This is a genomic window from uncultured Aquabacterium sp. (assembly GCF_947366995.1).
Lineage (GTDB): Bacteria > Pseudomonadota > Gammaproteobacteria > Burkholderiales > Burkholderiaceae_C > Aquabacterium.
Window position 1 is genome coordinate 15,237 of record NZ_CANBCC010000009.1, and the last position, 21,885, is coordinate 37,121.

Below are 21,885 nucleotides of genomic sequence, written 5' to 3' on the forward strand. Positions count from 1 at the left end.
CACGAGGTTTACTGCATGACGTTTTCTTCTCAGCCTGGCACGCCTTCGGTCGTCCGTCGCACTCTGGTTGTGGGTGCTGTGGTCTCGGCCGTCGGGTTGGTTCTGAGTTCCAGCCTGTTTCCCCACGCCTCGCAGGCCCAGCAGCCGGCTGCCGCGCTGGGTATCCCGGCCGCGCCGAACGCGCCCACGCTGGTCAAGGGCCTGCCGGACTTCACCGAACTGGTCGACCGGGTCGGCCCCTCCGTGGTCAGCATTCGGACCACGCAACGTGTCACCGATTCCGACGATGACAGCGACGAGGCAGATGCCCAGATGCGGGAGTTTTTCCGCCGCTTCTTCGGCACCCCGTTGCCCAGTCAACCAAAGCGCGCCCAGCCTGGCAACCAGCCGGGCGAAGAGCGGCCACGCGGAGTGGGCTCCGGCTTCATCCTCAGCGGCGATGGCTATGTGATGACGAATGCACATGTGGTCGACGGCGCGGACGAGGTCTACGTGCACCTGACGGACAAGCGGGAGTTCAAGGCCAAGGTCGTGGGTGCGGACAAGCGCACCGACGTGGCTGTGCTCAAGATCGAAGCCAAGGGCCTGCCTGCGGTCACCGTGGGTGACGTCGGGCGCCTGAAGGTCGGTGAGTGGGTGATGGCCATCGGCACGCCGTTCGGCCTGGAAAACACCGTCACGGCCGGCATCGTGAGTGCCAAGGCGCGCGATACGGGCGAGGAGATCCGCTTTATCCAGTCCGACGTGGCTGTGAACCCGGGCAATTCAGGCGGGCCGCTGATCAACATGCGCGGCGAGGTGGTGGGCATCAACTCGCAGATCCTGAGCCGCTCCGGTGGCTTCATGGGCATTTCGCTGTCCATCCCCATCGACGATGCCGTCAAGGTGGCCGAACAGCTGCGCTCGGGCGGCAAGGTGATCCGGGGCCGCATCGGCGTGTCGATCGCGCCGGTCACCAAGGAAGTGGCCGAGTCGATTGGGCTGGGCAAGCCGGCGGGCGCGCTGGTTCAGGGTGTCGAGGCGGGTACGCCGGCAGACAAGGCCGGGCTCGAGGCCGGTGACATCATCACCAAGTTCAACGGTCAAACGATCGAGAAGGCCCAGGATCTGCCGCGGCTGGTGGCAGGCACCAAGCCCGGCACCCGCACCACGCTGCAGGTGTTCCGCCGTGGAGCCTACAAGGATCTTTCGATCACGGTGGCTGAACTGGACGCAGCCCAGCAGCCGAAGGCGGAAAGCCAGGCACCCGCCAAGCTGGCTGCAGACTCGCTGGGGCTGTCGCTGGCCGACCTCACCGCGGCGCAGAAACGCGATCTGCGCTTGAACGGCGGCGTGATGGTGGAGGCCGCCACGGGGCCGGCTGCCCGTGCGGGCTTGCGTCAGGGCGACATCATTCTGGCGGTCGCCAACGTGCAGGTGGCCGATACCCGCCAGTTCGAAGGCATGCTGGCGAAGGTCGACAAGGCCCGGCCTTTGAGCGTGCTGGTGCGCCGCGGAGAATGGGCGCAGTACGTGGTGATCCGCCCGCAGGCGCGCTGACCAGGCAGCACCGGGTGATCGGTACGCGATAACCCGGTGCCCCAAAGGGTCTTGCGGCTTTACCGGAGCGGGCGCGGGGGGCGTGAAACGGCCCGCTGACGCCCGCGGAATGCCGATACAATCGGCCGCTTCGCCCCCGCCAACCTCCGAGGGAGGAGAGCCTTCTTGTCCACAAATTGACAACAGGATTTGTGGATAAAGTGTGGGTAACTTTCATGTTGGCGGGTCGCAACGACCCCGGGTACGGCACGGACGCGGCTTGCCTGGAAGGGCTTTTCGATACAATGAAAGTCCAACAAGCAGTTGCCATACGTTTTTGTTGGAAGGCGCGTCACTCCTTTTGACGTGCCTTTTTTTTATGAACCACATCCGTAATTTCTCGATCATTGCGCACATCGACCATGGCAAGTCCACCCTGGCCGACCGCATCATCCAGCGCTGTGGTGGCCTGAGCGACCGCGAGATGGAAGCCCAGGTTCTGGACTCGATGGACATCGAGAAAGAGCGCGGCATCACCATCAAGGCCCAGACCGCATCCCTGCAGTACAAGGCGCAGGACGGCCAGGTCTACAACCTCAACCTCATCGACACGCCGGGGCACGTCGACTTCTCTTATGAGGTCAGTCGGTCGCTGTCGGCTTGCGAGGGGGCGCTGCTGGTGGTGGACGCCAGCCAGGGCGTCGAGGCCCAGACGGTGGCCAACTGCTACACCGCGCTCGACCTGGGTGTGGAGGTGGTGCCGGTCCTGAACAAGATGGACTTGCCCCAGGCCGACCCCGAGCGCGCCAAGGAAGAGATCGAAGACGTCATCGGCATCGACGCCACCGACGGGATCCCGTGTTCTGCCAAGACGGGCATGGGCATCGACGAGATCCTGGAAGCGGTGGTCAAACGCATGCCTCCCCCGAAGGGCAACCCTGACGGCCCGCCGCGCGCCATGATCATCGACGCCTGGTTCGACAACTACGTCGGCGTGGTGATGCTGGTGCGGGTGGTCGATGGCGTGCTCAAGAAGGGCGAGCGCATCCGCATGATGGCCACCAACTCGGTCTACCCGGCCGAGCACCTGGGCGTCTTCACGCCCAAGTCGACGCCGCGTGACGAGTTGCGCGCAGGCGAGGTGGGCTTCATCATCGCCGGCATCAAGGAACTGGCTGCCGCCAAGGTGGGCGACACGGTCACCCTCGAGAAGAAGCTGCCCAACAACGCCGGCCCGGCCACCGAGGCCTTGCCCGGCTTCAAGGAAATCCAGCCCCAGGTGTTCGCCGGTCTCTACCCGACCGAGGCGAGCGAGTACGACCAGCTGCGCGACGCCCTGGAAAAGCTCAAGCTGAACGACAGCTCGCTGCGTTACGAGCCCGAGGTGTCTCAGGCGCTGGGCTTCGGCTTCCGCTGCGGCTTCCTGGGCCTGCTGCACATGGAAATCGTGCAGGAGCGCCTGGAGCGCGAATTCGACCAGGACCTGATCACCACCGCGCCCAGCGTGGTCTACGAGGTCGAGCTCAATGGCGGCGAGGTCATCGAGGTGGAGAACCCCTCGAAGATGCCGGAAGTGGCGCGCATCAAGGAGATCCGCGAGCCCATCGTCACCGTGCACCTGTACATGCCGCAGGACTACGTCGGCCCGGTCATGACGCTGGCCAACCAGAAGCGTGGCGTGCAGATGAACATGGCCTACCACGGCCGCCAGGTCATGCTGACCTACGAGATGCCGCTCGCCGAGATTGTGCTGGACTTCTTCGACAAGCTGAAGTCGGTTTCGCGCGGCTATGCGTCGATGGACTATGAGTTCAAGGAGTACCGCGCCTCTGACGTGGTGAAGGTCGACCTGCTGATCAATGGTGACCGCGTCGATGCGCTGTCCATCATCGTGCACCGCGCGCAAAGCGCCTACCGAGGCCGTGCCGTGGCGGCCAAGATGCGCGAACAGATTCCGCGCCAGATGTACGACGTGGCCATCCAGGCGGCCATCGGCGGCAACATCATCGCCCGCGAGAACATCAAGGCGCTGCGCAAGAACGTGCTGGCAAAATGCTACGGCGGTGACGTTTCACGCAAACGCAAGCTGCTCGAGAAGCAGAAGGCCGGCAAGAAGCGCATGAAGCAGATCGGCTCGGTCGAGGTGCCGCAGGAAGCCTTCCTGGCCATCCTGCAGGTCGACGACTGATCCCGCGCGGCACGAGACAACAACGAGAAATGCATCAATGAGTCTGATCACCGGATTGCTGTACGCGGCGCTGGCCGTGTATCTGGGGGGCTGGTATACCGGTCGGTGGCATGGAAACTTCTCCCTGCTGTTGTTCGTGCTGACGGTGGTGACGCTGGGCTATTGGTTGGCCGAGCGTTACCGCTTCAAGCCGGCGCGTGAGGCTGCGGCGGCCCAGCTGGCGCAGCAGAACGACGCTCGTCGCGCCCAGCTTGCCGCGCAGGGCATCACACAGGTCGACACCGACATCACCCAGGCGCGTGAACGCCTGCTGATGCAGCCCTGGTGGCTGGACTGGACGGCCGGCCTGTTTCCGGTGATCTGTGCGGTGTTCCTGATGCGCTCGTTCCTGTTTGAGCCCTTCAAGATCCCGTCGGGGTCCATGATCCCGACGCTGCTGGTCGGCGACCTGATCCTGGTGAACAAGTTTCACTACGGCATCCGCCTGCCAGTGATCAACAAGAAGATCATCTCGAACAACGAGCCGCAGCGTGGCGACGTCATGGTGTTCCGCTACCCGGTGGACCCGAGCCTGGACTACATCAAGCGTGTGGTTGCCTTGCCGGGCGACGAAGTGGCCTACATCAACAAGAAGCTCACGGTCAATGGCAAGCCGGTCGAGCAATCGCAGCTTCCCCAGTTCTACGACGAGGACACCTTGCGCTATTTCGACCAGTACAGCGAGAAGCTCGGCAAGGTCGATCACCGCATCCTGGTCGACAAGGACCGCCCACCGTTCGTGCCGCCGCAGGCCGTGTTCGACTTCCCGAACAAGGAGCTCTGCCGCTACAGTGGTGAGGGCGTGGTCTGCAAGGTGCCCGCGGGCCACTACTTCATGATGGGCGACAACCGCGACAACTCGCAGGATTCCCGCTTCTGGGGCTTCGTGCCGGACGATGCCATCGTCGGCAAGGCGTTCGTGATCTGGATGAACTTCGGCGATTTCAAGCGCATCGGTTTCTTCAATTGAACACTCGCAGCATGCATTCGACGTCCTGTTCCGTGAGTTCCCCGCGCGCCCAGCGAGGCGTGACGCTGATCGGCCTACTGTTCTGGGCTGTGCTGCTGTGCTCGGCGGCCCTGGTGGTCATGAAGGTCATCCCGGCAGTGACGGAGTACCGGACCATCGTTTCGATGGTGAACAAGGTGGCGAAGGAGGGGGGCAGCACCGTGCCCGAGATTCGCGCTTCGTTCGAGCGCGCGCGCCAGGTCGAGTACGGCGTCACGTCACTGACGGGCCGCGATCTCGAGATCACCAAGGAGGGTGAGACCGTGGTGGTGCGTTTTGCCTACGACCGGGAAATCGAACTGGTCTCGCCGGTCTACCTGCTGATCAAGTTCGAAGGTCAGTCGAAGTGATCTGTTCGCCCTGCGTGGGCTTCTCTTTCTGCACCGGGCCTGGCTTCAGGCCCGCTTTGTTTTGATGGCTGCTGTTGACCCGTCCCTTGGCACCTCGGTGCCACCCCCCCTGCAGGCGCTGCAGGCGAGGCTGGGGCATGTTTTTGCCGATCCCCGCCTGCTGGCGCGCGCTGTCACGCACAAGAGCTTCGGGGCCGAGCACTACGAGCGGCTCGAATTTCTGGGCGACGCGGTGCTGAGCCTGGGGGTGTCCGGCCTGTTGTACCGCCGCTTCGACCGCAGCGATGAAGGCGACCTGACCCGGGTGCGCGCCCATCTGGTGCGCCAGGACATGCTGCACCGCCTTGCCGTTCAGCTGGGTCTGCCAGAGGTGATGCGCCTGAGCGAAGGGGAGGCCAAAGGCGGTGGGGCACAGCGCCCCTCCATCCTCGCCGACGCCCTGGAGGCGATCATCGGGGCGGTCTACCTCGATGCCGGTTTCGAGGCCGCGCGCGACCTGGTCCTTCGGCTGTTCGAGCCCCTGGTCGTCGAGACGACCATGGAAGGCTGGAGCAAGGATGCCAAGACCGCCTTGCAGGAATGGCTGCAGGCGCGCAAGATGGCCGTGCCCACCTACCGCATCGATTCGACCCGGGGGCGTGCGCACGAGCAGGTGTTCGTGGTGGCCTGCGAGTTGCCCGCCATGGAGATGAGCGAGACCGGCGAGGGCCTGTCCCGTCGTGCAGCCGAGCAGGCCGCCGCCCAGGCGGTACTCACCCGCCTGCAGGCCACGCCCGCACGGGATCTGCCCAAGCCCGCCCGCGTTGCACCGACGGTGGTGGTGCGCAAGGCGCGCGCTCGCCCGACGCGCACACCCGATGATGAAGGCGCAGCCGGCTGACCCCGCTTCGTCCCCGTTTATTTCTGTGGGCCGCCGTGCCCCGCCTGAACACCCCCCATGCCCCGCAAGCCTGCTTCCACCCACGACACACCGAGCCCCCAGACCGACGCCGTCAACCCGGACCTGGAGGCCATGCTCTCCGGCATGGCCCTGGCTCGCCAGGGGGGCGGGGAGGCCGCTGCCTCGGGCAGCCAGCGTTGCGGTCTGGTCGCCATCGTCGGTCGTCCGAACGTTGGCAAATCGACGCTGATGAACGCGATGGTGGGCCAGAAGGTGTCGATCACCTCGCGCAAGGCGCAGACGACACGGCATCGCATCACCGGCATCTGCACCCAGGACGACACCCAGTTCGTCTTCGTTGACACGCCGGGCTTTCAGACGCGCCACACCGTGCGGGGCACCGCGGCGCTGAACCGCAACCTGAACAAGACGGTGCAGTCGACGCTGTCCGACGTGGACGTGGTGCTGTACCTGGTGGAAGCCGGCCGTTATGGTCCGGACGATGCCAAGGTGGTGGCCCTGCTGCCCAAGGACAAGCCGGTGATTCTGGTGGCCAACAAGCTGGATCTGGTGCACCGCCGCGAAGACCTGTTCCCGTGGCTGCAGTCCATGCAGGCCCACCACCCGTTCGCCGAGTTCGTGCCGCTGTCGGCCCAGAAGGAGGCTGACACCCGCCGTCTGCTGAGCATCGTCCGCCCCTATCTGCCCGAGCAAGGCTGGTGGTATGACGCGGAGGCGCTGACCGACCGCACGGACCGTTTCCTGGCCAGCGAGATCATCCGCGAAAAGCTATTCCGCCTCACAGGCGATGAGCTGCCTTACACCTCCACCGTGGTCATCGATGCCTACGCCGAAGAGCCGCCGCCGCCCGACAAGCCACGGGCCAAGGGTCTCACCCGCATCGCCGCCACCATCATCGTCGAGCGCGAGCAGCACAAGGGCATGGTGATCGGTGACAAGGGCGAGCGCCTGAAGCGCATCGGCACCGAGGCCCGCACGGAGTTGGAGCGCCTGCTTGGCGTGAAGGTCTTCCTGGAGGTCTGGGTGAAGGTGCGCTCGGGCTGGGCGGACGACGACGCGCGCCTGCGTGCCTACGGTTACGAATAAGCGGTGGCACGCGCGGCCTCGCGAGCGGGCTCGGCAGCCTACGTGCTGCACAGCCACGACTGGAGCGAATCCAGCCTGATCCTGGAGCTGTTCACGCGCGACCATGGCCGCGTGGTGGCCGTCGCCAAAGGCGCCAAGCGGCCTTATTCCCAGCTCCGGCCGGTGCTGCTGCCGTTTCAGCGGATCATCGTGACCTTTGGCGCGCGCCGCTCCGAAGATGCCGAGGTGTGGCTGGTTCGACAGGCCGAGTGGGCTGGCGGCCCCGCGTGGCCGGGCGGCAGTGCCTTGTTGCCCGGCTTCTACGTCAACGAGCTGTTGATGCGCCTGATGGTACGACACGATCCGCATCCCGCGCTGTTCGATGCCTACGCGCAGACCCTGCAGGCCATGGCCGATCCGGCGCTGCTGCCGGCGGCGCTCCGGGCCTTCGAACTGCACCTGCTGCGCCAGTTGGGTCACCTGCCTGACCTGGCGGCCGAGACCGTGAGCGGCCTGCCAGTGGCCTCTGGCGAAGCCTATGCGCTGCACCCCGAACTCGGCGTGCAGGCCCAGCCTGGCGGTGCGGACCCCGGTGCGGGCCCGCTGACTGTGGCAGGCGCCGTGTTGCTGGACATCGAGGCGGCCCTGGCTTCCGTCGCGACGCCGTCACGGGCCTTGACCTCGCCTCTGGACGAAACGGGGGGCATGCAGCCGTCCGTCATCCCCGCCTTGATGGCCGCCTGCATACCGGCCCTGTCCGAGCTCAAGGTCATCACTCGCTCGCTCATTCACTATCATCTGGGCTCTCAGACGTTGCGCACCCGCGCGCTCATGCTCGAACTCCAGCAACCATGACCTTCTCCGGCACCCACCTGACCGATCTGAACGCGCCCCTGTTGGGTGTCAACATCGACCATGTCGCCACGGTGCGCAACGCCCGGGGCGGCGTGTTTCCCGACCCGGTGCGGGCCGCGATGCTGGCCGTCGAGGCGGGTGCCGACATCATCACCTTCCACCTGCGCGAAGACCGCCGGCACATCCGCGACGAAGATGTGGTGCGGTTGAAGCAACAGGTGCCGGTGCCTGTCAATTTCGAGGCGGCCGTGACGGACGAGATGCTCGACATCATCGAACGCACGCGCCCTGAACATGTCTGCCTCGTGCCCGAGCGACGCCAGGAAGTGACCACCGAGGGCGGGCTGGACGTGGTGGGGCAGTACGATCGGGTGGCCGTCGCCTGTGCCCGCCTGGCCGCCGTTGGCAGCCGCGTCTCCCTGTTCATTGGGGCCGACCCAGCGCAGATCGAGGCATCGGCCCGCGCGGGCGCGCCGTGCATCGAGTTGCACACCGGTGCGCTGGCAAATGCGTGGTGGGCCGGTGACCAGGCCGCCTTGCAGCACGAGCTGACCCGGCTGCGCGAAGGCGTGCGCATCGGCCGCAGCCTGGGCCTGCGCACCCACGCGGGCCACGGTCTGGCGCTCTCTTCCGACCTGCCTGACGGCCGCGATCCGGGCGAACCGAGTTCCACCGCCATCGTGGCCTCACTGCCGGATGTCAGCGAACTGCACATCGGGCATGCTCTGATCGGCAGGGCGGTGTTCGTGGGCCTGCGGCAGGCCATCGCCGATTTCAAGGCCGAGGCCATCCGCGCACGCACGGCATGATCACCGGCATCGGCACCGACCTGTGCGACATCCGTCGCATCGAGGCCGCCTTGCAGCGGCGCGGTGACCGCTTTGCGGAAAAGGTGCTGGGCGACCGCGAATTGGCGGTCTTCCGGGCGCGTCGCGCCAAGGTGCCGCTGCGTGGCCTGCGCTACCTCGCCACGCGCTTCGCCGCCAAGGAGGCTTTCTCCAAGGCCATCGGCCTGGGCATCCACTGGCCCATGACCTGGCGCGCCTGTCAGATTCTCAACGACGCCAGCGGCAAGCCCGTCATCGCCCTCGACGGCGAGCTGAAAGCCTGGTTCGAGGCTCGCCAATGGCGCGCCCACGTCACGGTCACCGATGAGGGCGAACTGGCCCAGGCCTTTGTCGTGATCGAAACCCATTCCACCTGACCATGAGCATGAAGAAAACCACGTCGCAGCCCGCCGCCATCGAGCACGCCCCGGTCGTTCTCGACATCGAAGGCCTCAGCCTGAACGACGACGACCGTCGCCGGCTGGCCCATCCCCTGGTGGGCGGCCTCATCCTGTTCGGACGCAACTGGGAAAGCCGCGCGCAACTCACCGCCCTGTGCGCCGAGATCAAGGCGATCCGCCCCGACGTGCTGATCTGTGTCGACCACGAGGGCGGGCGCGTTCAACGTTTCCGCACCGACGGCTTCACCCACCTGCCGCCCATGGCCCGCCTGGGCCAGATGTGGATGGACGATGGCAAGGGTGGGGAGGGCGCAGGCGCCATGGTGGCAACCGATGCGGCCACAGCCTGTGGCTACGTGCTGGCCAGCGAGCTGCGCGCCTGTGGCGTCGACTTCAGCTTCGCGCCGGTGCTCGACCTGGACTGGGGCGAGAGTGGCGTGATCGGCGACCGCGCCTTCCACCGTGACCCGCGTGTGGCGACCGTGCTGGCCAAGAGCGTCATGCACGGCCTGCTGCTGGCCGGCATGGCCAACTGCGGCAAGCACTTTCCCGGCCACGGCTTCGTGAAGGCCGATTCCCACGTGGCGGTGCCAGTGGATCGGCGCAGCCTCAAGGCCATCCTGGCCGACGACGCTCGCCCGTATGACTGGCTGAGCACCTCGCTGACCAGCGTGATGCCCGCGCACGTGATCTACCCGAAGGTCGATCCAGCACCCGCAGGCTTCTCGAAGCGCTGGCTGCAGGACATCCTGCGCGACCGGTTGGGCTTCACTGGCGCGATCTTCAGCGACGACCTCAGCATGGAAGGTGCGAGCGTGGCCGGCAGCCACACCGAAGGCGCCATTGCAGCCCTGAACGCTGGATGTGATCTCGTGCTGCTGTGCAACCAGTCGCTGAACGGCGGCAAGCCGGTGGACGCTCTGCTAGACGGCCTGAGCGCGGCCTTGAACGCCGGTCGTTGGACCGCCAGTGCCGACAGCGAGGCACGGCGCCTTGACTTGCTGCCCCAGACCGCGCCACTGCCATGGGATGACCTGATGCACCACGCACCGTATTTGCAGGCGCTGGCCCGCTTGCCGGGCTGAGGCGCGGAGGAGGAGGCTGCAGCAACCAGCGTGCCCGCCTTCCTCTTTCCCCCTTGAGCGAGCCCCCTAACCGTCGGGATGGGGTTCGTCTGGTGTGACGCCTAGCATCGCCGCACCATAACCAACCTCAAGGGTGGACCATGTCCCGTTTCGTTCCGCGCGCCACTGTCGTGGCCATGCTGTCCTGTCTGGCTTCCGGAGCCTTTGCCGCCAACACCTTTGACGGCACCGGCTTCACCCTCAGCTACGACGACGAGGCAGCGTCGTACAGCTATGAGACCACGTCGTTCGGTGGCATCAACACCGAGTACCTGACGCCTGGCCAGGTGAGCTACACGACTTCAGGCAGCGGCCTGGAAGTGGGCTTTCTCAACGGTCTGGGTGTCTACGCGACGTCGTACACCGACTTCACGCCGCAGACGCTGTCCGGTGCTTTCCACCTCCCCATGACGCTCTCTGCTGCGACGGGCTATGTGCTGACGGGCTACACAATCACCATCGAAGGCAACTACAGCATCGAGACCCCGGGGAGCGTCGATGTGGCCGGCTTGCTGTACGCGACCTCCGGCATCGAGGGCTTCAGCGTCAGCGGCTTCACCCCCTTCGCGGGCGGCAGCACGTCCGTGAGCGGTTCGTTCAGCGCGATCGGCGACATCTCGTTTGTCACGGTGCTGGATGGCTACGATGAGGTAGAGACCTGTACCGACCCGCTGGATCCTTCGACGTGCACCATTGAGCAAGTGCCGCGTTACCGCGAGGAGATGGATCTGGGCGAGGCCTATCTCAATATCGAGCGCATCACCATCACGCCCCAGGTCGCCGCTGTGCCAGAACCCGAGACGCTGGCCCTGGTGCTGGCCGGCGCTGGGGTGCTGCTCGGCCTTCGTGGGCGTGGTGCGGCAACCCGCAACTGCGCTCGCCAGGGGTAAAGCGCATCTGAAGGCGCAAAAAAGGCCGGGGAGCCCCGGCCTCAGTGCAGAAAGAAGAAAAGGCCCTCACGGGCCTTTTCTGTTTCGCCTCAGTGTGTGTTCGTTTCGAACGGCAGTGTCACCTGGTTGAGGTCCTTGCGGGTCTCGACCAGAATCAGCGGCCCTTCGTCGAGCACCACGGCTGGCTTGCGCTCGCGCGGCACGTGCACGGGCTTGGGCTCGTTGGCGATCGCTTCCTGAACAGCACGCACTCGGTCCGCGTCGGAATTGACCCACTCCAGACCGACGCCCTGCGCCAGGGCCTGCAGGTCGGAGAGGGGCAGCGTGTACGGTGCAGCTGCCTGGGCAACCGGCGCTGCGACCTCGGCCGCCACCGGGGCTGGGGCGGCAACGTCTGCGGTCACTTCAGCAGGGGGGGCCACCGGCGCGGCGATTTCCGTCGCCACTGCCACCGGCGCAGCCAGCGATGCTGCCTCGGCCACTGGCAATTGACCAGCGTCCTCAGACGCGGCCACGTCGGTTGCCGTCACTTCCTCTGTCACGGCATCGGTGCGCTCGCGGCGGTCGCGTCGCTGGCGGTTGCGGCGCGGCCGGCCGGCATCATCGCTGCCTTCCGCGTCATCCGCACGCACGTCACCCTCGGGGGTCGAGCGGGCGTCAGCTTCGTTGTCCGACGCCTGCGGTGCGTTGCCTTCTGCCGTCAGCGTGCCTTCCTCGCGTTCGCCACGGCCACGGCCGCCACGACGACGACGGCGGCCGCCTTCACGTTCGCCCTCGGCTGCCGCAGGCTGCGTGCCTTCGAGTTGCACGTCACCGGCGGCCACAGCCTGACCGATGGCCGCGGCTTCGGCGGCGATCGCTTCGCGGTTCAGTGCAGGGCGATCGCCCTGCGGACGGTCACCACCCCGGCCGCGCCCACGGCGACCCTCTCCGCGCTGCGCGTTCTCGTTCGTCGCTTCGGTGGCACCTTCGCCCGGCTGGCGGTCGTCGCGGCGGCCATTGCGCCCGCCGCGGCCTTCCGTGCCGCGCTCGCCATTGCGTTCGCGGCGCTCACCACGCTCGCCACCGCCCTGACGTTCACCGCGGCGGCCTTGGCCATCGCGGCGGCCGTCCTTGCGACCGTCACGTCCACCGGCTTTCGATTCCTTGCCTTCTTCCGTGCTGGCCGGGGTGACTGCCGGGGAAACCGTGGTCGGTGCGGGGGCTGCGGCCGGAGCGCCAAACAGACGCTTGATCCAGCCAAAGAAGCCGCCCGTCTGCGGTGCCGTCGGCGTGACGACCGGCGGCGGCAGCACAGCCGCGGGGGCCGGCGCCTGGACCACTTCGGGCTTGGGCGGTGCCACCGGGGCCGGCTGGTCGGGCAGCACGCCCTTGATCACCGGCTCCTGCTTGGGCTTGGCCTTCTCGCGGCGGGTGATGCCCACCTCGTCGTCAGGCTCCTCGATCATGGTGTAGCTGGCCTGGATGTTCTCCAGACGCGGGTCGTCGTGACGCAGGCGCTCCAGCTTGTAGTTCGGGGTCTCGAGGTGCTTGTTGGGCACCAGCAGCACGGTCACGCGCTGCTTGAGCTCGATCTTGGTGATCTCGGTGCGCTTCTCGTTCAGCAGGAAGGAGGTCACTTCCACCGGCACCTGAACGTGCACAGCGGCGGTGTTGTCCTTCATGGACTCTTCCTGAATGATGCGCAGGATCTGCAGCGCCGACGACTCGGTATCGCGGATGTGGCCGGTGCCGTTGCAACGCGGGCAGGTGATGTGGCTGCCTTCGCTCAGGGCCGGGCGCAGGCGCTGACGCGACATCTCCAGCAGGCCGAACTTCGAGATGGAGCTGAACTGCACGCGGGCACGGTCGGTGCGCAGGGCGTCACGCAGACGCTGCTCGACCTCGCGGCGGTTCTTGCTGTCCTCCATGTCGATGAAGTCCATGACGATCAGGCCACCCAGATCGCGCAGGCGCATCTGGCGGGCGATTTCGTCGGCCGCTTCCAGGTTGGTGCGGAAAGCGGTTTCCTCGATGTCGCCGCCGCGGGTGGCGCGTGCCGAGTTCACGTCCACGGCCACCAGGGCTTCGGTGTGGTCGATCACGATGGCGCCGCCGGAAGGCAGGTTCACCGTGCGGCTGAAGGCCGTCTCGATCTGGTGCTCGATCTGGAAGCGCGAGAACAGGGCGGCGTCGTCGCGGTAACGCTTCACGCGATTGGCCTGATCGGGCATCACGTGCAGCATGAACTGGTTCGCCTGCTCGTAGATGTCGTCCGTGTCGATCAGGATCTCGCCGATGTCCGACGTGAAATAATCGCGGATGGCGCGAATGACCAGCGACGACTCCTGATAAATCAGGTAAGCACCCTTGCCAGCCTGGGCGGCCTCATCGATGGCCGACCACAGCTTGAGCATGTAGTTCAGGTCCCACTGCAGCTCGGCAGCGGTGCGGCCGATGCCAGCGGTGCGGGCGATCAGGCTCATGCCCTTCGGGTACTCGAGCTGGTCCATCGCCTCCTTGAGCTCTTCCCGCTCGTCGCCCTCGATGCGACGGCTCACGCCACCGCCACGCGGGTTGTTGGGCATCAGGACCAGGTAGCGCCCGGCCAGCGACACGAAGGTGGTCAGCGCCGCACCCTTGTTGCCTCGCTCTTCCTTTTCGACCTGGACCAGCAGTTCCTGGCCTTCCTTGATCACGTCCTGGATCTTGGCCGAGCGGACCTCGACGCCTTCCTTGAAGTACTGGCGCGAGATTTCCTTGAATGGCAGGAAGCCGTGGCGGTCTTCACCGTAGTCGACGAAACAGGCTTCCAGCGAGGGCTCAACGCGCGTGACGACGGCCTTGTAGATGTTGCCTTTGCGCTGTTCGCGGCCTTCGATCTCGGTTTCGAAGTCGAGCAGTTTCTGTCCGTCGACAATGGCCAGGCGCCGTTCTTCCGGCTGCGTGGCGTTGATCAGCATGCGCTTCATGTGGTCTCCACAGTTCAAGCGAGGCCTGACCGGGATGGCGCCGGACAAACCCCCACTCACCGCTGACCTTGCGGACAGCAGCAGCGTTCATGCACGAGCAACGACGTTGAACCGTAAAGGAATTGCCTTGGCTGTCCGAGACGCGAGAGGCGTCACTGCAGCAGGGGCGCGCGTGGCGAGACTTGGACACGGGCCTGCTGCGCTTCGGACGTGACGACACCGCCCGTGCCACCGGAAGGCGGACGGAACGGCACGGTCAGGACGAAATACGGGAAGCGGGCAGGGGGCCCCGACCGGCGCAGACTGGACGCCGACGCGTCTGCAGCCGGCGCTTCCAGCAGGAAGGCGGGGCAGAGGCGGGCGTCTCGGGCGCGAGGCGGCATGGGCCAGATCACGTGGGCAGTCACTCGTCACAGACACCAGCGACCCCGATACCCCGAAGGGCGCGTTGCACGCTGGCGTCCATCAACCTTGATTCGTGGTTCGATCGACGTTGGCTCTGACCGTAGGACCGATTGGCAAAACCACACCTTGGGTGGTTTTCTCCGACCGGCCGGTCCGGTTGCATCACCATCATTTCTGATTTGGCGGGACACCCCGCCCGACCCGTGACAAGACGCTGCTGAACCGGCTCGAAGTAAAATGCGGTCTTGCTTTGCCTGTTGGGTGCCTGCTGACCTGGCCGAGCCATATCAACAAACACCTTAATCATCACGTGGCCAAGACCATTATAGGTGCGAAAACCGCCCGCCACCGGGCCACGCAGACCTCTAAAAAGCCCTCCGTTTCTCCGCCTGCCCGAAGCGTTTCGGGAAAACCCGCGGATGCGCCAGCCCCGCCGCCCAGCGCAGCTGAAATGCAGGCCCTGCAGTCCGTGCAGCGCCGCGTCATCGATGAAGGTTCGGCCGGCCAGCGGCTGGACAACTTCCTGATCAAGGTGCTGAAGGGGGCGCCCAAGACCCTGGTCTACCGCATCGTCCGCAGTGGCGAAGTTCGCGTGAACAAGGGGCGAGCCAGCGCCGACACCCGCCTCGCGCTCGGCGACGAGGTCCGCATTCCGCCCCTGCGGCTCACCGAGAAAAACGAGGAAGCGGCATCGGCGGTGCCTGCGCGCGAGTTTCCGGTGCTGTTCGAGGACGAACATGTGCTGGCCATCAACAAGCCGGCCGGTGTGGCGGTGCACGGAGGCAGCGGGGTGAGCTTCGGCGTCATCGAGCAGCTTCGCCGCGCCCGCCCGCAGGCGCGCTTCCTGGAGTTGGTGCACCGGCTCGACAAGGAGACCTCGGGCATCCTCCTGATTGCCAAGAAGCGCAGCGCGCTGACCACCTTGCAGGATGTGTTTCGCCACCGGCAGGCGCACAAGACGTACGCCGCGCTGGTGACCGGCGCATGGCCTGCCAGCCGCAAGGTCATCGACGTGGCGCTGCACAAGTTCCTGACGCAGGACGGCGAGCGCCGCGTCATGGCCGTGAAGGGCGAGGACGAAGGTCGCCGCTCGATCTCGCTGGTGAACGTCGTGGAGCGCTATGCCGCGTTCTGTCTGCTGGACGTCACGATCAAGACGGGGCGCACCCACCAGATCCGTGTGCACCTTTCGCACGAAGGGCACCCCATCGTTGGCGACGAGAAGTACGGTGATTTCGCACTGAACAAGGCGCTGGCCCGGGGAGCGGGCGAGAGCGTGCCCGGCGTCAACCGCCAGAAGCTGCCTGACGGACGGTTCGAGCGCATGTTCCTGCACGCCCGTTACCTGCGGCTGGCCCACCCGGTCACCGGAGAAGACCTGGTGCTGGAAGCCCCTTTGCCCCCGGAGTGTGTGGCGTTGCTGTCGGCCCTGAAGCCCGCGCCGGCTGCTGCAGGCTACAGTGCCGCCTGACGCCACAGAGGAACCCCTTGAGCACCGCCACCGACATGGGCCTGCGCCCCCGCCGCTTCGACCTGATCGTGTTCGATTGGGATGGCACGCTGTATGACTCCACCGGCCTGATCGTGCGCTGCATCCAGGCCGCGTGCGCAGATCTGGGGCTACCGGTGCCTGCGCCGTCCGAGGCCGCCTACGTGATCGGGCTGGGCCTGCATGACGCGCTGGCCCATGTCGCCCCGAGCCTGCCCCCCGAGCGCGTGCCCGAGCTGGGGCAGCGCTATCGTCACCACTACTTCAAGCGGCAGCATGAACTGAGCCTGTTCGAAGGCACGCTGGCCCTGCTGGAGGCCCTGAAGGCGCGCAACCACTGGTTGGCGGTGGCCACCGGCAAATCACGCCAGGGCCTGAACGAGGCGCTGGGCCACGTCGAGCTGCGCGGCATGTTCGACGGGACCCGCACTGCGGACGAAACCGCGTCCAAGCCGCACCCGCGCATGCTCAACGAACTGATCGCCGAGTTCGGGGTCATGCCCGAGCGCACCTTGATGATCGGTGACACCACGCACGACCTGCAGTTGGCGAGCAACGCCGGCACCCCCAGCGTGGCGGTGAGCTACGGTGCGCACGAGCCGGAGACCTTTCACCAGCACGGACCCCTGCACATTGCGCACTCGATGGCAGAACTGCACGACTGGCTGGTGCGGCATGCCTGACCTCCCGGTGCCGCTCTGCCGGTCGGAAGACCTGGCCGAGCTCGGGTTGGCGGTGTGCTTCGATGTGGCCGAGTTCGGCCGCAAGACCCCGGCCTTTGCCGTGCGCTACCAGGGCGCCGTACATGCCTTCCTGAACCGCTGCGCTCATGTGCCCGCCGAGATGGACTGGCAGGCCGGGCAGTTCTGGGATGCCGACAAGCGTTTTCTGGTCTGCTCCATCCACGGTGCGCTGTATCAGCCGACCACCGGGCTGTGTGTGTCCGGGCCCTGCCGCGGCGGGCGACTGCAGCCCATCCGCATCACCGAACAGGATGGCCAGGTCTGTTGGTATCCTGACGAACGTATCCAGCCTCTTTCCAACCCCATTCATCCATGAGCGAAGTCGAATCTTCTCGCGCCGACCTGTCGGGCGCACAGCAGGCCCTGCTGAACGACCTGGCGCGCGCCTACCTCGCGCAGCATCGGCGCGAGCGTCGGTGGCGCTGGGTCTGGCGCCTCTTTTGGCTCGGCGTGGCGGCGAGCATGGTGTGGGGGGCGATGAGCAACATGCCTTCGGCCACCGCGCCGGTCACGCCGCACACGGCGCTGGTCGAAGTGCGGGGCGAGATCGCGTCCGATGCCGAGGCCAATGCCGACAACCTCATGACGGCTCTGCGCAGCGCGTTCGAGGACCAGGGGGCCCGCGCCGTGGTGCTTCGCGTCAATTCGCCGGGTGGCAGCCCGGTGCAGGCAGGGTTGGTCAACGACGAAATCCTCCGCCTGAAGGCACTCCACAAGAAGAAGGTGTACGCGGTGTGCGAGGAGATGTGCGCGTCTGCCGCGTACTACATCGCCGTGGCGGCCGATCAGATCTACGTGGACAAGGCCTCCATGGTCGGGTCGATCGGCGTGCTGATGGACGGCTTTGGCTTCACGGGGGTCATGGACAAGTTTGGTGTCGAGCGCCGCCTGATGACCGCCGGTGAAAACAAGGCCATGCTGGACCCGTACTCGCCGCGCAACCCGCAGCATGAGGCGTACGCACAGGCCATGCTGGACCAGATCCACAAGCAGTTCATCGACGTGGTGAAGACCGGGCGGGGCAAGCGTCTGAAAGACGATCCGACGACGTTCACGGGCCTGTTCTGGAACGGGCAGCAGGCCGTGAACCTGGGCCTGGCTGATCATCTGGGCAGTCTCGACGGCGTGGCCCGCGACGTGGTCAAGGCCGAGGAAGTCATCGACTACACCCAGAAATCGAATCTGGCCGAGCGGCTGGCGAAGCGCTTTGGCGCGGCCATCGGCGACGGCGCCGTGCGCGCCCTGCGCAGCATGAGCGTGGTCCGCTGATCAGCTGTCCATCGCCATGATGAGGCGGGTGGCCGCCTCCTGCGACAGGGTGAGCAGGCGGGCCACGTCGGCCGCGTCGTCGTGCAGTGCGGCCTGCGCGTGCGGGTCATCCCAGCCGTAGCGGGTGTGGCGGGCAATGCGCACCGCCAGCTTGACGGTCTGCGCGCGCGGCTGGGGCCGCTGGCCGGGCTCGGTGGCCTGCAGCAGCAGGTCGGGAAGCTGCCATCGGTGCATCAGATGGTGCGACAGCTCGCCCAGCGTGATGCCGAGCACGGCGTGCTGCACTTCGGCAGATCGGCGGGTGTGGTCGGCCTCCAGTTGCTGTGCGATGGTGAGCGCGAGGGCGGGGGCATGGCACCACAGCAGCATCTCGGCAAAGTCGTGCAGCAGGGCGGCTTCCTGGATCACCGCAGCGTCCTCGTCCTGGCGACGGATGGCGAAGCCCATCGCGAAATGGGCCGCCCGGCGTGCGCGCAGGACGACATCGGCGAGGCCGGCCCGGGCAGCCGGCACTGCGGCCAGCACATCATCGGTGACGGCGGGTGAGGCAAATGCCGTGAAGAACGGCCCGATGCCTTGCATGACGAGGGCGCCCACCAGACTCTCCGGTGGCTCGACGTTCAGCCGGGTGCAGTAATGCGACACGTGCGTCAGCACGCGCAAGGTCATCAGGGGATCCGGTGCGAAGGCCTCGGCCAGTGTATGGGCGTCGACGGTGCCGCGCTCTTCTTCGATCAGGGCAAGGCGCTGGATTTCGGCGGCCGTGCCGGGCAGCACGGGCACCTCGGCGCCGTGGAAAGCGTCGCTCCAGGCCTGCAGGGTGGGAAGGGGGCGGTCGATCATGTCTGGGTGGCGTGATGCCGAGTGCATGATCGCTTATCGGCCGAGGCCATGCCCATGGCAAGCCGGGGAAGCCCCCAGGATCGTGTCATCGATCACGCCCCGTCCGTGGGGCCGGCGTCACTGTGCGCCCAGCAGGCCCGCCTTCAGGCTCTTGTCCACCGGCTGCTCGCCCAGCCAGATGGCGAGCATCGCGTTGTAGAAATCCTCGCCCGGCAACACGTTGCCCTTGCGCTCGCCGTTGACGAGCAGTTGGGTGCCCGAACCCGGCACGAATTCAAAGTGCACGACCATGCCTTTGCGGGCCTTGCCGAATGCGAGCATCGCGGCCTTGATGTCGTCCAGGCGAGCCTTGTAACGGGCCTGCTCGGCTTCGGTGTGGTTCTGGCGGAAACCCGTCATCATCGCATCGGCAAACTCTTCGCCGGTCAGCTCGCGCAGCAGCACGATCTGCAGGCTCTTCGGCCCCGATTGACCCAGCACGCCGGCGGCCGTGGTCTCCTTGCGAGGCAGATACAGCGTGGCGGCATAGACGTCGAACACGAGCTTGACCCGCACACCGGTGCCGTTGCGCTGGAGCGTCTGGCCGCCGACCTGGCGGGTGTCTTCAAAACGCACGCCCTTGACCTCCACCGCCGACCAGGCAGCGGGGGACAACAGGGCGAGGCTCACAGCGAGGGTCTGGGTCAATTTGCGCATGGTGGTGTCTCCTTTGAGAGCAATGGTACCGCGTCGTCCGGGAGGGCGCCCTGGGACAAGGCCTCTGAGCTCAACGCGCGAACGGGGCGATCGGGCTGACGAGTGTGGTGCGCAAGCCGCGCGGCAGGCCGCCTGCCCCCGGCCGGTACCAGGAAATTGGCAGGCAGAATGGCGGGCATCCACGCTGCTGCGTCCCGGTACCTCGAAAGAAAAGCATGGCCTTTCTCGTGATCGACATTGGCAACACCCGCCTGAAATGGGGGCTGTACGAGCGGGGGCAGCCGGACGCCCCATTGCTCGCCCACGGCGCCGTGCCGCTGGAAGACATCGATCACCTGTGGGAAACGGACTGGTCTCGCCTGCCGCAACGGCCTGTTGCCATGCTGGGGTGCGTGGTAGCGGGTGAGGCCATCAAGCGCCGCGTGGAAGAGCAGCTGCTGCAGGGCTGGGGCTTGCGGCCTCACTGGATGTCGGCCACCGCATTCGGTGGCGGGGTCATCAACGGCTATGAGCATCCTCAGCGCCTGGGCGCAGACCGGTGGGCGGCCATCATCGGGGCGAGGCAGCACGCGCTGCGTGTGTCACCCGAAAATCCACCGCCGGTGCTGGCCGTCATGGTCGGCACCGCCGTTACCGTCGATTCGGTGGACGCGAGCGGCCGCTTCCTCGGTGGCCTCATCCTGCCGGGCTTCGGCCTGATGTACCGGGCGCTGGAGAGCGGCACGGCCGGCCTCAAGGTGCCGACCGGTGAAGTGCGCGATTTTCCGACCAACACCAGCGACGCCTTGATGAGCGGCGGCACGGACGCGATTGCGGGTGCAATCGAGCGCACCATGCGCCGGCTGCGTGTGGCGTGCGGGCGCGATCCGCTGCTCATCATGTCGGGCGGGGCCGTATCCCGCCTGTCGCATGTGGAGGAACTGCCGGCCCTGGTGGTCGAGAACCTCATCTTCGAGGGCCTCCTCACGCTGGCCGGCAACGCATCAAAGAATGAAGCGTGACAGGTCTTCGTTGCGCGACAGCTCACCCAGCCGGCGCTCGACCTCCGCCTCGTCCACCGTGTGACTCTGCCCCGATTGGTTGGGGGCATTGAACGACAGCTCGTCCAGCAGGCGCTCCATGACCGTGGCCAGGCGCCGCGCACCGATGTTCTCGGTTCGCTCGTTGACCTCGTACGCGATCTGCGCAATGCGGCGCAGGGCGCCTGGCGTGAAGTCCAGCGTGACCCCTTCGGCAGACAGCAGCGCCTGATACTGCTTGATCAGGCTCGCCTTCGGCTGGCTCAGGATGGCCTCGAAGTCGTCGATCGACAGCGAGGACAGCTCCACGCGGATGGGGAAGCGGCCCTGCAATTCAGGGATCAGGTCGCTGGGACGGCTCAGATGAAACGCCCCCGACGCGATGAAGAGGATGTGGTCCGTCTTCACCATGCCGTACTTGGTCTGCACGGTCGTGCCTTCCACCAGCGGCAGCAGGTCGCGTTGCACGCCCTGACGTGACACTTCGGCGCCATTGCCCTCGGCGCGGCTGGCCACCTTGTCGATCTCATCGATGAAGACGATGCCGTTCTGCTCGGCGCGCTCCAGCGCCTTGGCTTTCACCTCGTCGTCGTTGAGCAGCCGGGCGGCCTCCTCGTCGATCAGCTGGACACGAGCCTCGGCGATCTTGAGCTTGCGCGTGCTGCGCTTGCCTTGGCTGATCTGGGAGAACAGGCCCTTGATCTGCTCGGCCATGTCCTCCATGCCGCCGCCGGCCGGGCTCAGGATTTCCACCGAAGGCGTGCGCGCATCGCTCAGTTCGATCTCGATCTCGCGATCGTCCAGCGTGCCCTCGCGCAGGCGCTTGCGCATCACCTGGCGCGCGGTGTTGTCCGGCTGGGCCTGAGCCAGCCCGAACTCGCTGCGGGGCGGCGGCACCAGCACATCGAGGATGCGCTCTTCGGCAGCGTCCTCGGCCTTCACGCGCTGCAGCTGCATTTGCCGCGCACGCTCCTGCTTCACGGCCGATTCCACCAGATCGCGGATGATGGTGTCCACGTCCTTGCCGACATAGCCCACCTCGGTGAACTTCGTGGCTTCCACCTTGATGAACGGGGCATCCGCCAGGTGGGCCAGGCGGCGGGCGATCTCGGTCTTGCCGACGCCGGTCGGGCCGATCATCAGGATGTTCTTGGGGGTGATCTCCGCGCGCAGCTTGTCATCGACCTGCTGACGACGCCAGCGGTTGCGCAACGCGATGGCGACCGCGCGCTTGGCATCGCGCTGGCCCACGATGTGACGGTCCAGTTCGCTGACGATTTCCTGTGGGGTCATGCTCATGGTG

The 21,885-nt window shown here is 66.3% G+C and carries 21 protein-coding genes; 16 read left to right on the forward strand and 5 right to left on the reverse strand.

Translation table 11 applies throughout. The annotated features are described in order from the left end of the window. The first annotated feature begins 15 nt into the window (after positions 1-15). From Q0Z44_RS04365 to Q0Z44_RS04415, 11 genes are all read left to right on the forward strand, one after another. On the forward strand, positions 16-1,539 hold the full coding sequence (locus Q0Z44_RS04365) for a DegQ family serine endoprotease (RefSeq protein ID WP_298010873.1): 1,524 nt from the start codon (positions 16-18) through the stop codon (positions 1,537-1,539). A gap of 358 nt (positions 1,540-1,897) precedes the next feature. Continuing rightward, the gene (gene lepA / locus Q0Z44_RS04370; protein ID WP_298010876.1) at positions 1,898-3,706 is read left to right on the forward strand and encodes a translation elongation factor 4; all 1,809 of its coding nucleotides are present in this window, start codon (positions 1,898-1,900) and stop codon (positions 3,704-3,706) included. A 37-nt stretch (positions 3,707-3,743) separates the two neighbouring features. Continuing rightward, entirely contained in the window at positions 3,744-4,715 is a 972-nt protein-coding gene (lepB, locus tag Q0Z44_RS04375; protein ID WP_298010879.1) for a signal peptidase I, read from the forward strand. Positions 4,716-4,747: 32 nt separating this feature from the next. Further along, positions 4,748-5,104 (forward strand): DUF4845 domain-containing protein, encoded by a 357-nt coding sequence (locus Q0Z44_RS04380; RefSeq protein WP_298010881.1) that lies wholly within the window; start codon positions 4,748-4,750, stop codon positions 5,102-5,104. Between the two features lie 64 nt (positions 5,105-5,168). Then, a complete protein-coding gene (gene rnc / locus Q0Z44_RS04385; protein ID WP_298010884.1) occupies positions 5,169-5,984 on the forward strand; it encodes a ribonuclease III in 816 nt (271 codons plus the stop codon). A 132-nt stretch (positions 5,985-6,116) separates the two neighbouring features. Further along, positions 6,117-7,091, forward strand: a complete 975-nt coding sequence (era, locus tag Q0Z44_RS04390; RefSeq protein ID WP_298010972.1) for a GTPase Era — start codon at positions 6,117-6,119, stop codon at positions 7,089-7,091. Positions 7,092-7,094: 3 nt separating this feature from the next. Next, entirely contained in the window at positions 7,095-7,925 is an 831-nt protein-coding gene (gene recO, locus Q0Z44_RS04395; RefSeq protein WP_298010887.1) for a DNA repair protein RecO, read from the forward strand. Then, positions 7,922-8,734 (forward strand): pyridoxine 5'-phosphate synthase, encoded by an 813-nt coding sequence (locus Q0Z44_RS04400; RefSeq protein ID WP_298010889.1) that lies wholly within the window; start codon positions 7,922-7,924, stop codon positions 8,732-8,734. Before recO ends, Q0Z44_RS04400 begins: the two co-directional genes overlap by 4 nt. Beyond that, positions 8,731-9,129 (forward strand): holo-ACP synthase, encoded by a 399-nt coding sequence (acpS, locus tag Q0Z44_RS04405; RefSeq protein WP_298010891.1) that lies wholly within the window; start codon positions 8,731-8,733, stop codon positions 9,127-9,129. Before Q0Z44_RS04400 ends, acpS begins: the two co-directional genes overlap by 4 nt. 2 nt (positions 9,130-9,131) lie before the next feature. Then, positions 9,132-10,238 (forward strand): beta-N-acetylhexosaminidase, encoded by a 1,107-nt coding sequence (gene nagZ / locus Q0Z44_RS04410; RefSeq protein WP_298010893.1) that lies wholly within the window; start codon positions 9,132-9,134, stop codon positions 10,236-10,238. A 140-nt stretch (positions 10,239-10,378) separates the two neighbouring features. Continuing rightward, a complete protein-coding gene (locus Q0Z44_RS04415) occupies positions 10,379-11,167 on the forward strand; it encodes a PEP-CTERM sorting domain-containing protein (protein ID WP_298010896.1) in 789 nt (262 codons plus the stop codon). 89 nt (positions 11,168-11,256) lie between these two features. Here the strand turns inward: Q0Z44_RS04415 and Q0Z44_RS04420 are convergent, their stop codons facing one another. Together Q0Z44_RS04420 and Q0Z44_RS04425 are read right to left on the reverse strand one after the other, a co-directional pair. Then, the gene (locus Q0Z44_RS04420) at positions 11,257-14,118 is read right to left on the reverse strand and encodes an Rne/Rng family ribonuclease (RefSeq protein WP_298010898.1); all 2,862 of its coding nucleotides are present in this window, start codon (positions 14,116-14,118) and stop codon (positions 11,257-11,259) included. A gap of 152 nt (positions 14,119-14,270) precedes the next feature. Continuing rightward, a complete protein-coding gene (locus tag Q0Z44_RS04425; RefSeq protein WP_298010900.1) occupies positions 14,271-14,501 on the reverse strand; it encodes a hypothetical protein in 231 nt (76 codons plus the stop codon). A 473-nt stretch (positions 14,502-14,974) separates the two neighbouring features. Between Q0Z44_RS04425 and Q0Z44_RS04430 the strand changes: the two genes are divergently transcribed. The 4 genes from Q0Z44_RS04430 to Q0Z44_RS04445 are packed head-to-tail and all read left to right on the forward strand — an operon-like array spanning position 14,975 to position 18,024. After that, complete coding sequence (locus Q0Z44_RS04430; RefSeq protein WP_298010902.1) at positions 14,975-15,994, forward strand: RluA family pseudouridine synthase; 1,020 nt, start codon at positions 14,975-14,977, stop codon at positions 15,992-15,994. 35 nt (positions 15,995-16,029) lie between these two features. Beyond that, positions 16,030-16,695 (forward strand): HAD-IA family hydrolase, encoded by a 666-nt coding sequence (locus Q0Z44_RS04435; RefSeq protein ID WP_298010973.1) that lies wholly within the window; start codon positions 16,030-16,032, stop codon positions 16,693-16,695. Next, positions 16,688-17,071: a Rieske 2Fe-2S domain-containing protein gene (locus Q0Z44_RS04440; protein ID WP_298010904.1), complete on the forward strand. Its 384-nt coding sequence runs from the start codon at positions 16,688-16,690 to the stop codon at positions 17,069-17,071. Before Q0Z44_RS04435 ends, Q0Z44_RS04440 begins: the two co-directional genes overlap by 8 nt. After that, positions 17,068-18,024, forward strand: a complete 957-nt coding sequence (locus tag Q0Z44_RS04445) for a S49 family peptidase (protein ID WP_298010906.1) — start codon at positions 17,068-17,070, stop codon at positions 18,022-18,024. The genes Q0Z44_RS04440 and Q0Z44_RS04445 overlap by 4 nt, the downstream gene beginning before the upstream one ends. On the opposite strand, the gene Q0Z44_RS04450 is transcribed toward Q0Z44_RS04445, so the two are convergent. Together Q0Z44_RS04450 and Q0Z44_RS04455 are read right to left on the reverse strand one after the other, a co-directional pair. After that, positions 18,025-18,867 (reverse strand): HDOD domain-containing protein, encoded by an 843-nt coding sequence (locus tag Q0Z44_RS04450; protein WP_298010908.1) that lies wholly within the window; start codon positions 18,865-18,867, stop codon positions 18,025-18,027. A 117-nt stretch (positions 18,868-18,984) separates the two neighbouring features. Further along, a complete protein-coding gene (locus Q0Z44_RS04455; protein ID WP_298010910.1) occupies positions 18,985-19,563 on the reverse strand; it encodes a chalcone isomerase family protein in 579 nt (192 codons plus the stop codon). A gap of 215 nt (positions 19,564-19,778) precedes the next feature. Between Q0Z44_RS04455 and Q0Z44_RS04460 the strand changes: the two genes are divergently transcribed. Continuing rightward, complete coding sequence (locus Q0Z44_RS04460; RefSeq protein ID WP_298010913.1) at positions 19,779-20,564, forward strand: type III pantothenate kinase; 786 nt, start codon at positions 19,779-19,781, stop codon at positions 20,562-20,564. Here the strand turns inward: Q0Z44_RS04460 and hslU are convergent. Continuing rightward, positions 20,547-21,881, reverse strand: a complete 1,335-nt coding sequence (hslU, locus tag Q0Z44_RS04465; protein ID WP_298010915.1) for an ATP-dependent protease ATPase subunit HslU — start codon at positions 21,879-21,881, stop codon at positions 20,547-20,549. The genes Q0Z44_RS04460 and hslU overlap by 18 nt on opposite strands. Positions 21,882-21,885 lie beyond the last annotated feature (4 nt).

Excerpts from the sequence above, each read along its gene's own strand:
- Q0Z44_RS04365 (WP_298010873.1), top strand. The coding sequence starts at position 16 with ATGACGTTTTCTTCTCAGCCTGGCACGCCTTCGGTCGTCCGTCGCACT.
- lepA (WP_298010876.1), top strand. The coding sequence starts at position 1,898 with ATGAACCACATCCGTAATTTCTCGATCATTGCGCACATCGACCATGGC.
- lepB (WP_298010879.1), top strand. The coding sequence starts at position 3,744 with ATGAGTCTGATCACCGGATTGCTGTACGCGGCGCTGGCCGTGTATCTG.
- rnc (WP_298010884.1), top strand. The coding sequence starts at position 5,169 with ATGGCTGCTGTTGACCCGTCCCTTGGCACCTCGGTGCCACCCCCCCTG.
- era (WP_298010972.1), top strand. The coding sequence starts at position 6,117 with ATGCTCTCCGGCATGGCCCTGGCTCGCCAGGGGGGCGGGGAGGCCGCT.
- Q0Z44_RS04400 (WP_298010889.1), top strand. The coding sequence starts at position 7,922 with ATGACCTTCTCCGGCACCCACCTGACCGATCTGAACGCGCCCCTGTTG.
- acpS (WP_298010891.1), top strand. The coding sequence starts at position 8,731 with ATGATCACCGGCATCGGCACCGACCTGTGCGACATCCGTCGCATCGAG.
- nagZ (WP_298010893.1), top strand. The coding sequence starts at position 9,132 with ATGAGCATGAAGAAAACCACGTCGCAGCCCGCCGCCATCGAGCACGCC.
- Q0Z44_RS04415 (WP_298010896.1), top strand. The coding sequence starts at position 10,379 with ATGTCCCGTTTCGTTCCGCGCGCCACTGTCGTGGCCATGCTGTCCTGT.
- Q0Z44_RS04420 (WP_298010898.1), bottom strand. The coding sequence starts at position 14,118 with ATGAAGCGCATGCTGATCAACGCCACGCAGCCGGAAGAACGGCGCCTG.
- Q0Z44_RS04425 (WP_298010900.1), bottom strand. The coding sequence starts at position 14,501 with ATGCCGCCTCGCGCCCGAGACGCCCGCCTCTGCCCCGCCTTCCTGCTG.
- Q0Z44_RS04430 (WP_298010902.1), top strand. The coding sequence starts at position 14,975 with ATGCAGGCCCTGCAGTCCGTGCAGCGCCGCGTCATCGATGAAGGTTCG.
- Q0Z44_RS04435 (WP_298010973.1), top strand. The coding sequence starts at position 16,030 with ATGGGCCTGCGCCCCCGCCGCTTCGACCTGATCGTGTTCGATTGGGAT.
- Q0Z44_RS04440 (WP_298010904.1), top strand. The coding sequence starts at position 16,688 with ATGCCTGACCTCCCGGTGCCGCTCTGCCGGTCGGAAGACCTGGCCGAG.
- Q0Z44_RS04445 (WP_298010906.1), top strand. The coding sequence starts at position 17,068 with ATGAGCGAAGTCGAATCTTCTCGCGCCGACCTGTCGGGCGCACAGCAG.
- Q0Z44_RS04450 (WP_298010908.1), bottom strand. The coding sequence starts at position 18,867 with ATGATCGACCGCCCCCTTCCCACCCTGCAGGCCTGGAGCGACGCTTTC.
- Q0Z44_RS04455 (WP_298010910.1), bottom strand. The coding sequence starts at position 19,563 with ATGCGCAAATTGACCCAGACCCTCGCTGTGAGCCTCGCCCTGTTGTCC.
- Q0Z44_RS04460 (WP_298010913.1), top strand. The coding sequence starts at position 19,779 with ATGGCCTTTCTCGTGATCGACATTGGCAACACCCGCCTGAAATGGGGG.
- hslU (WP_298010915.1), bottom strand. The coding sequence starts at position 21,881 with ATGAGCATGACCCCACAGGAAATCGTCAGCGAACTGGACCGTCACATC.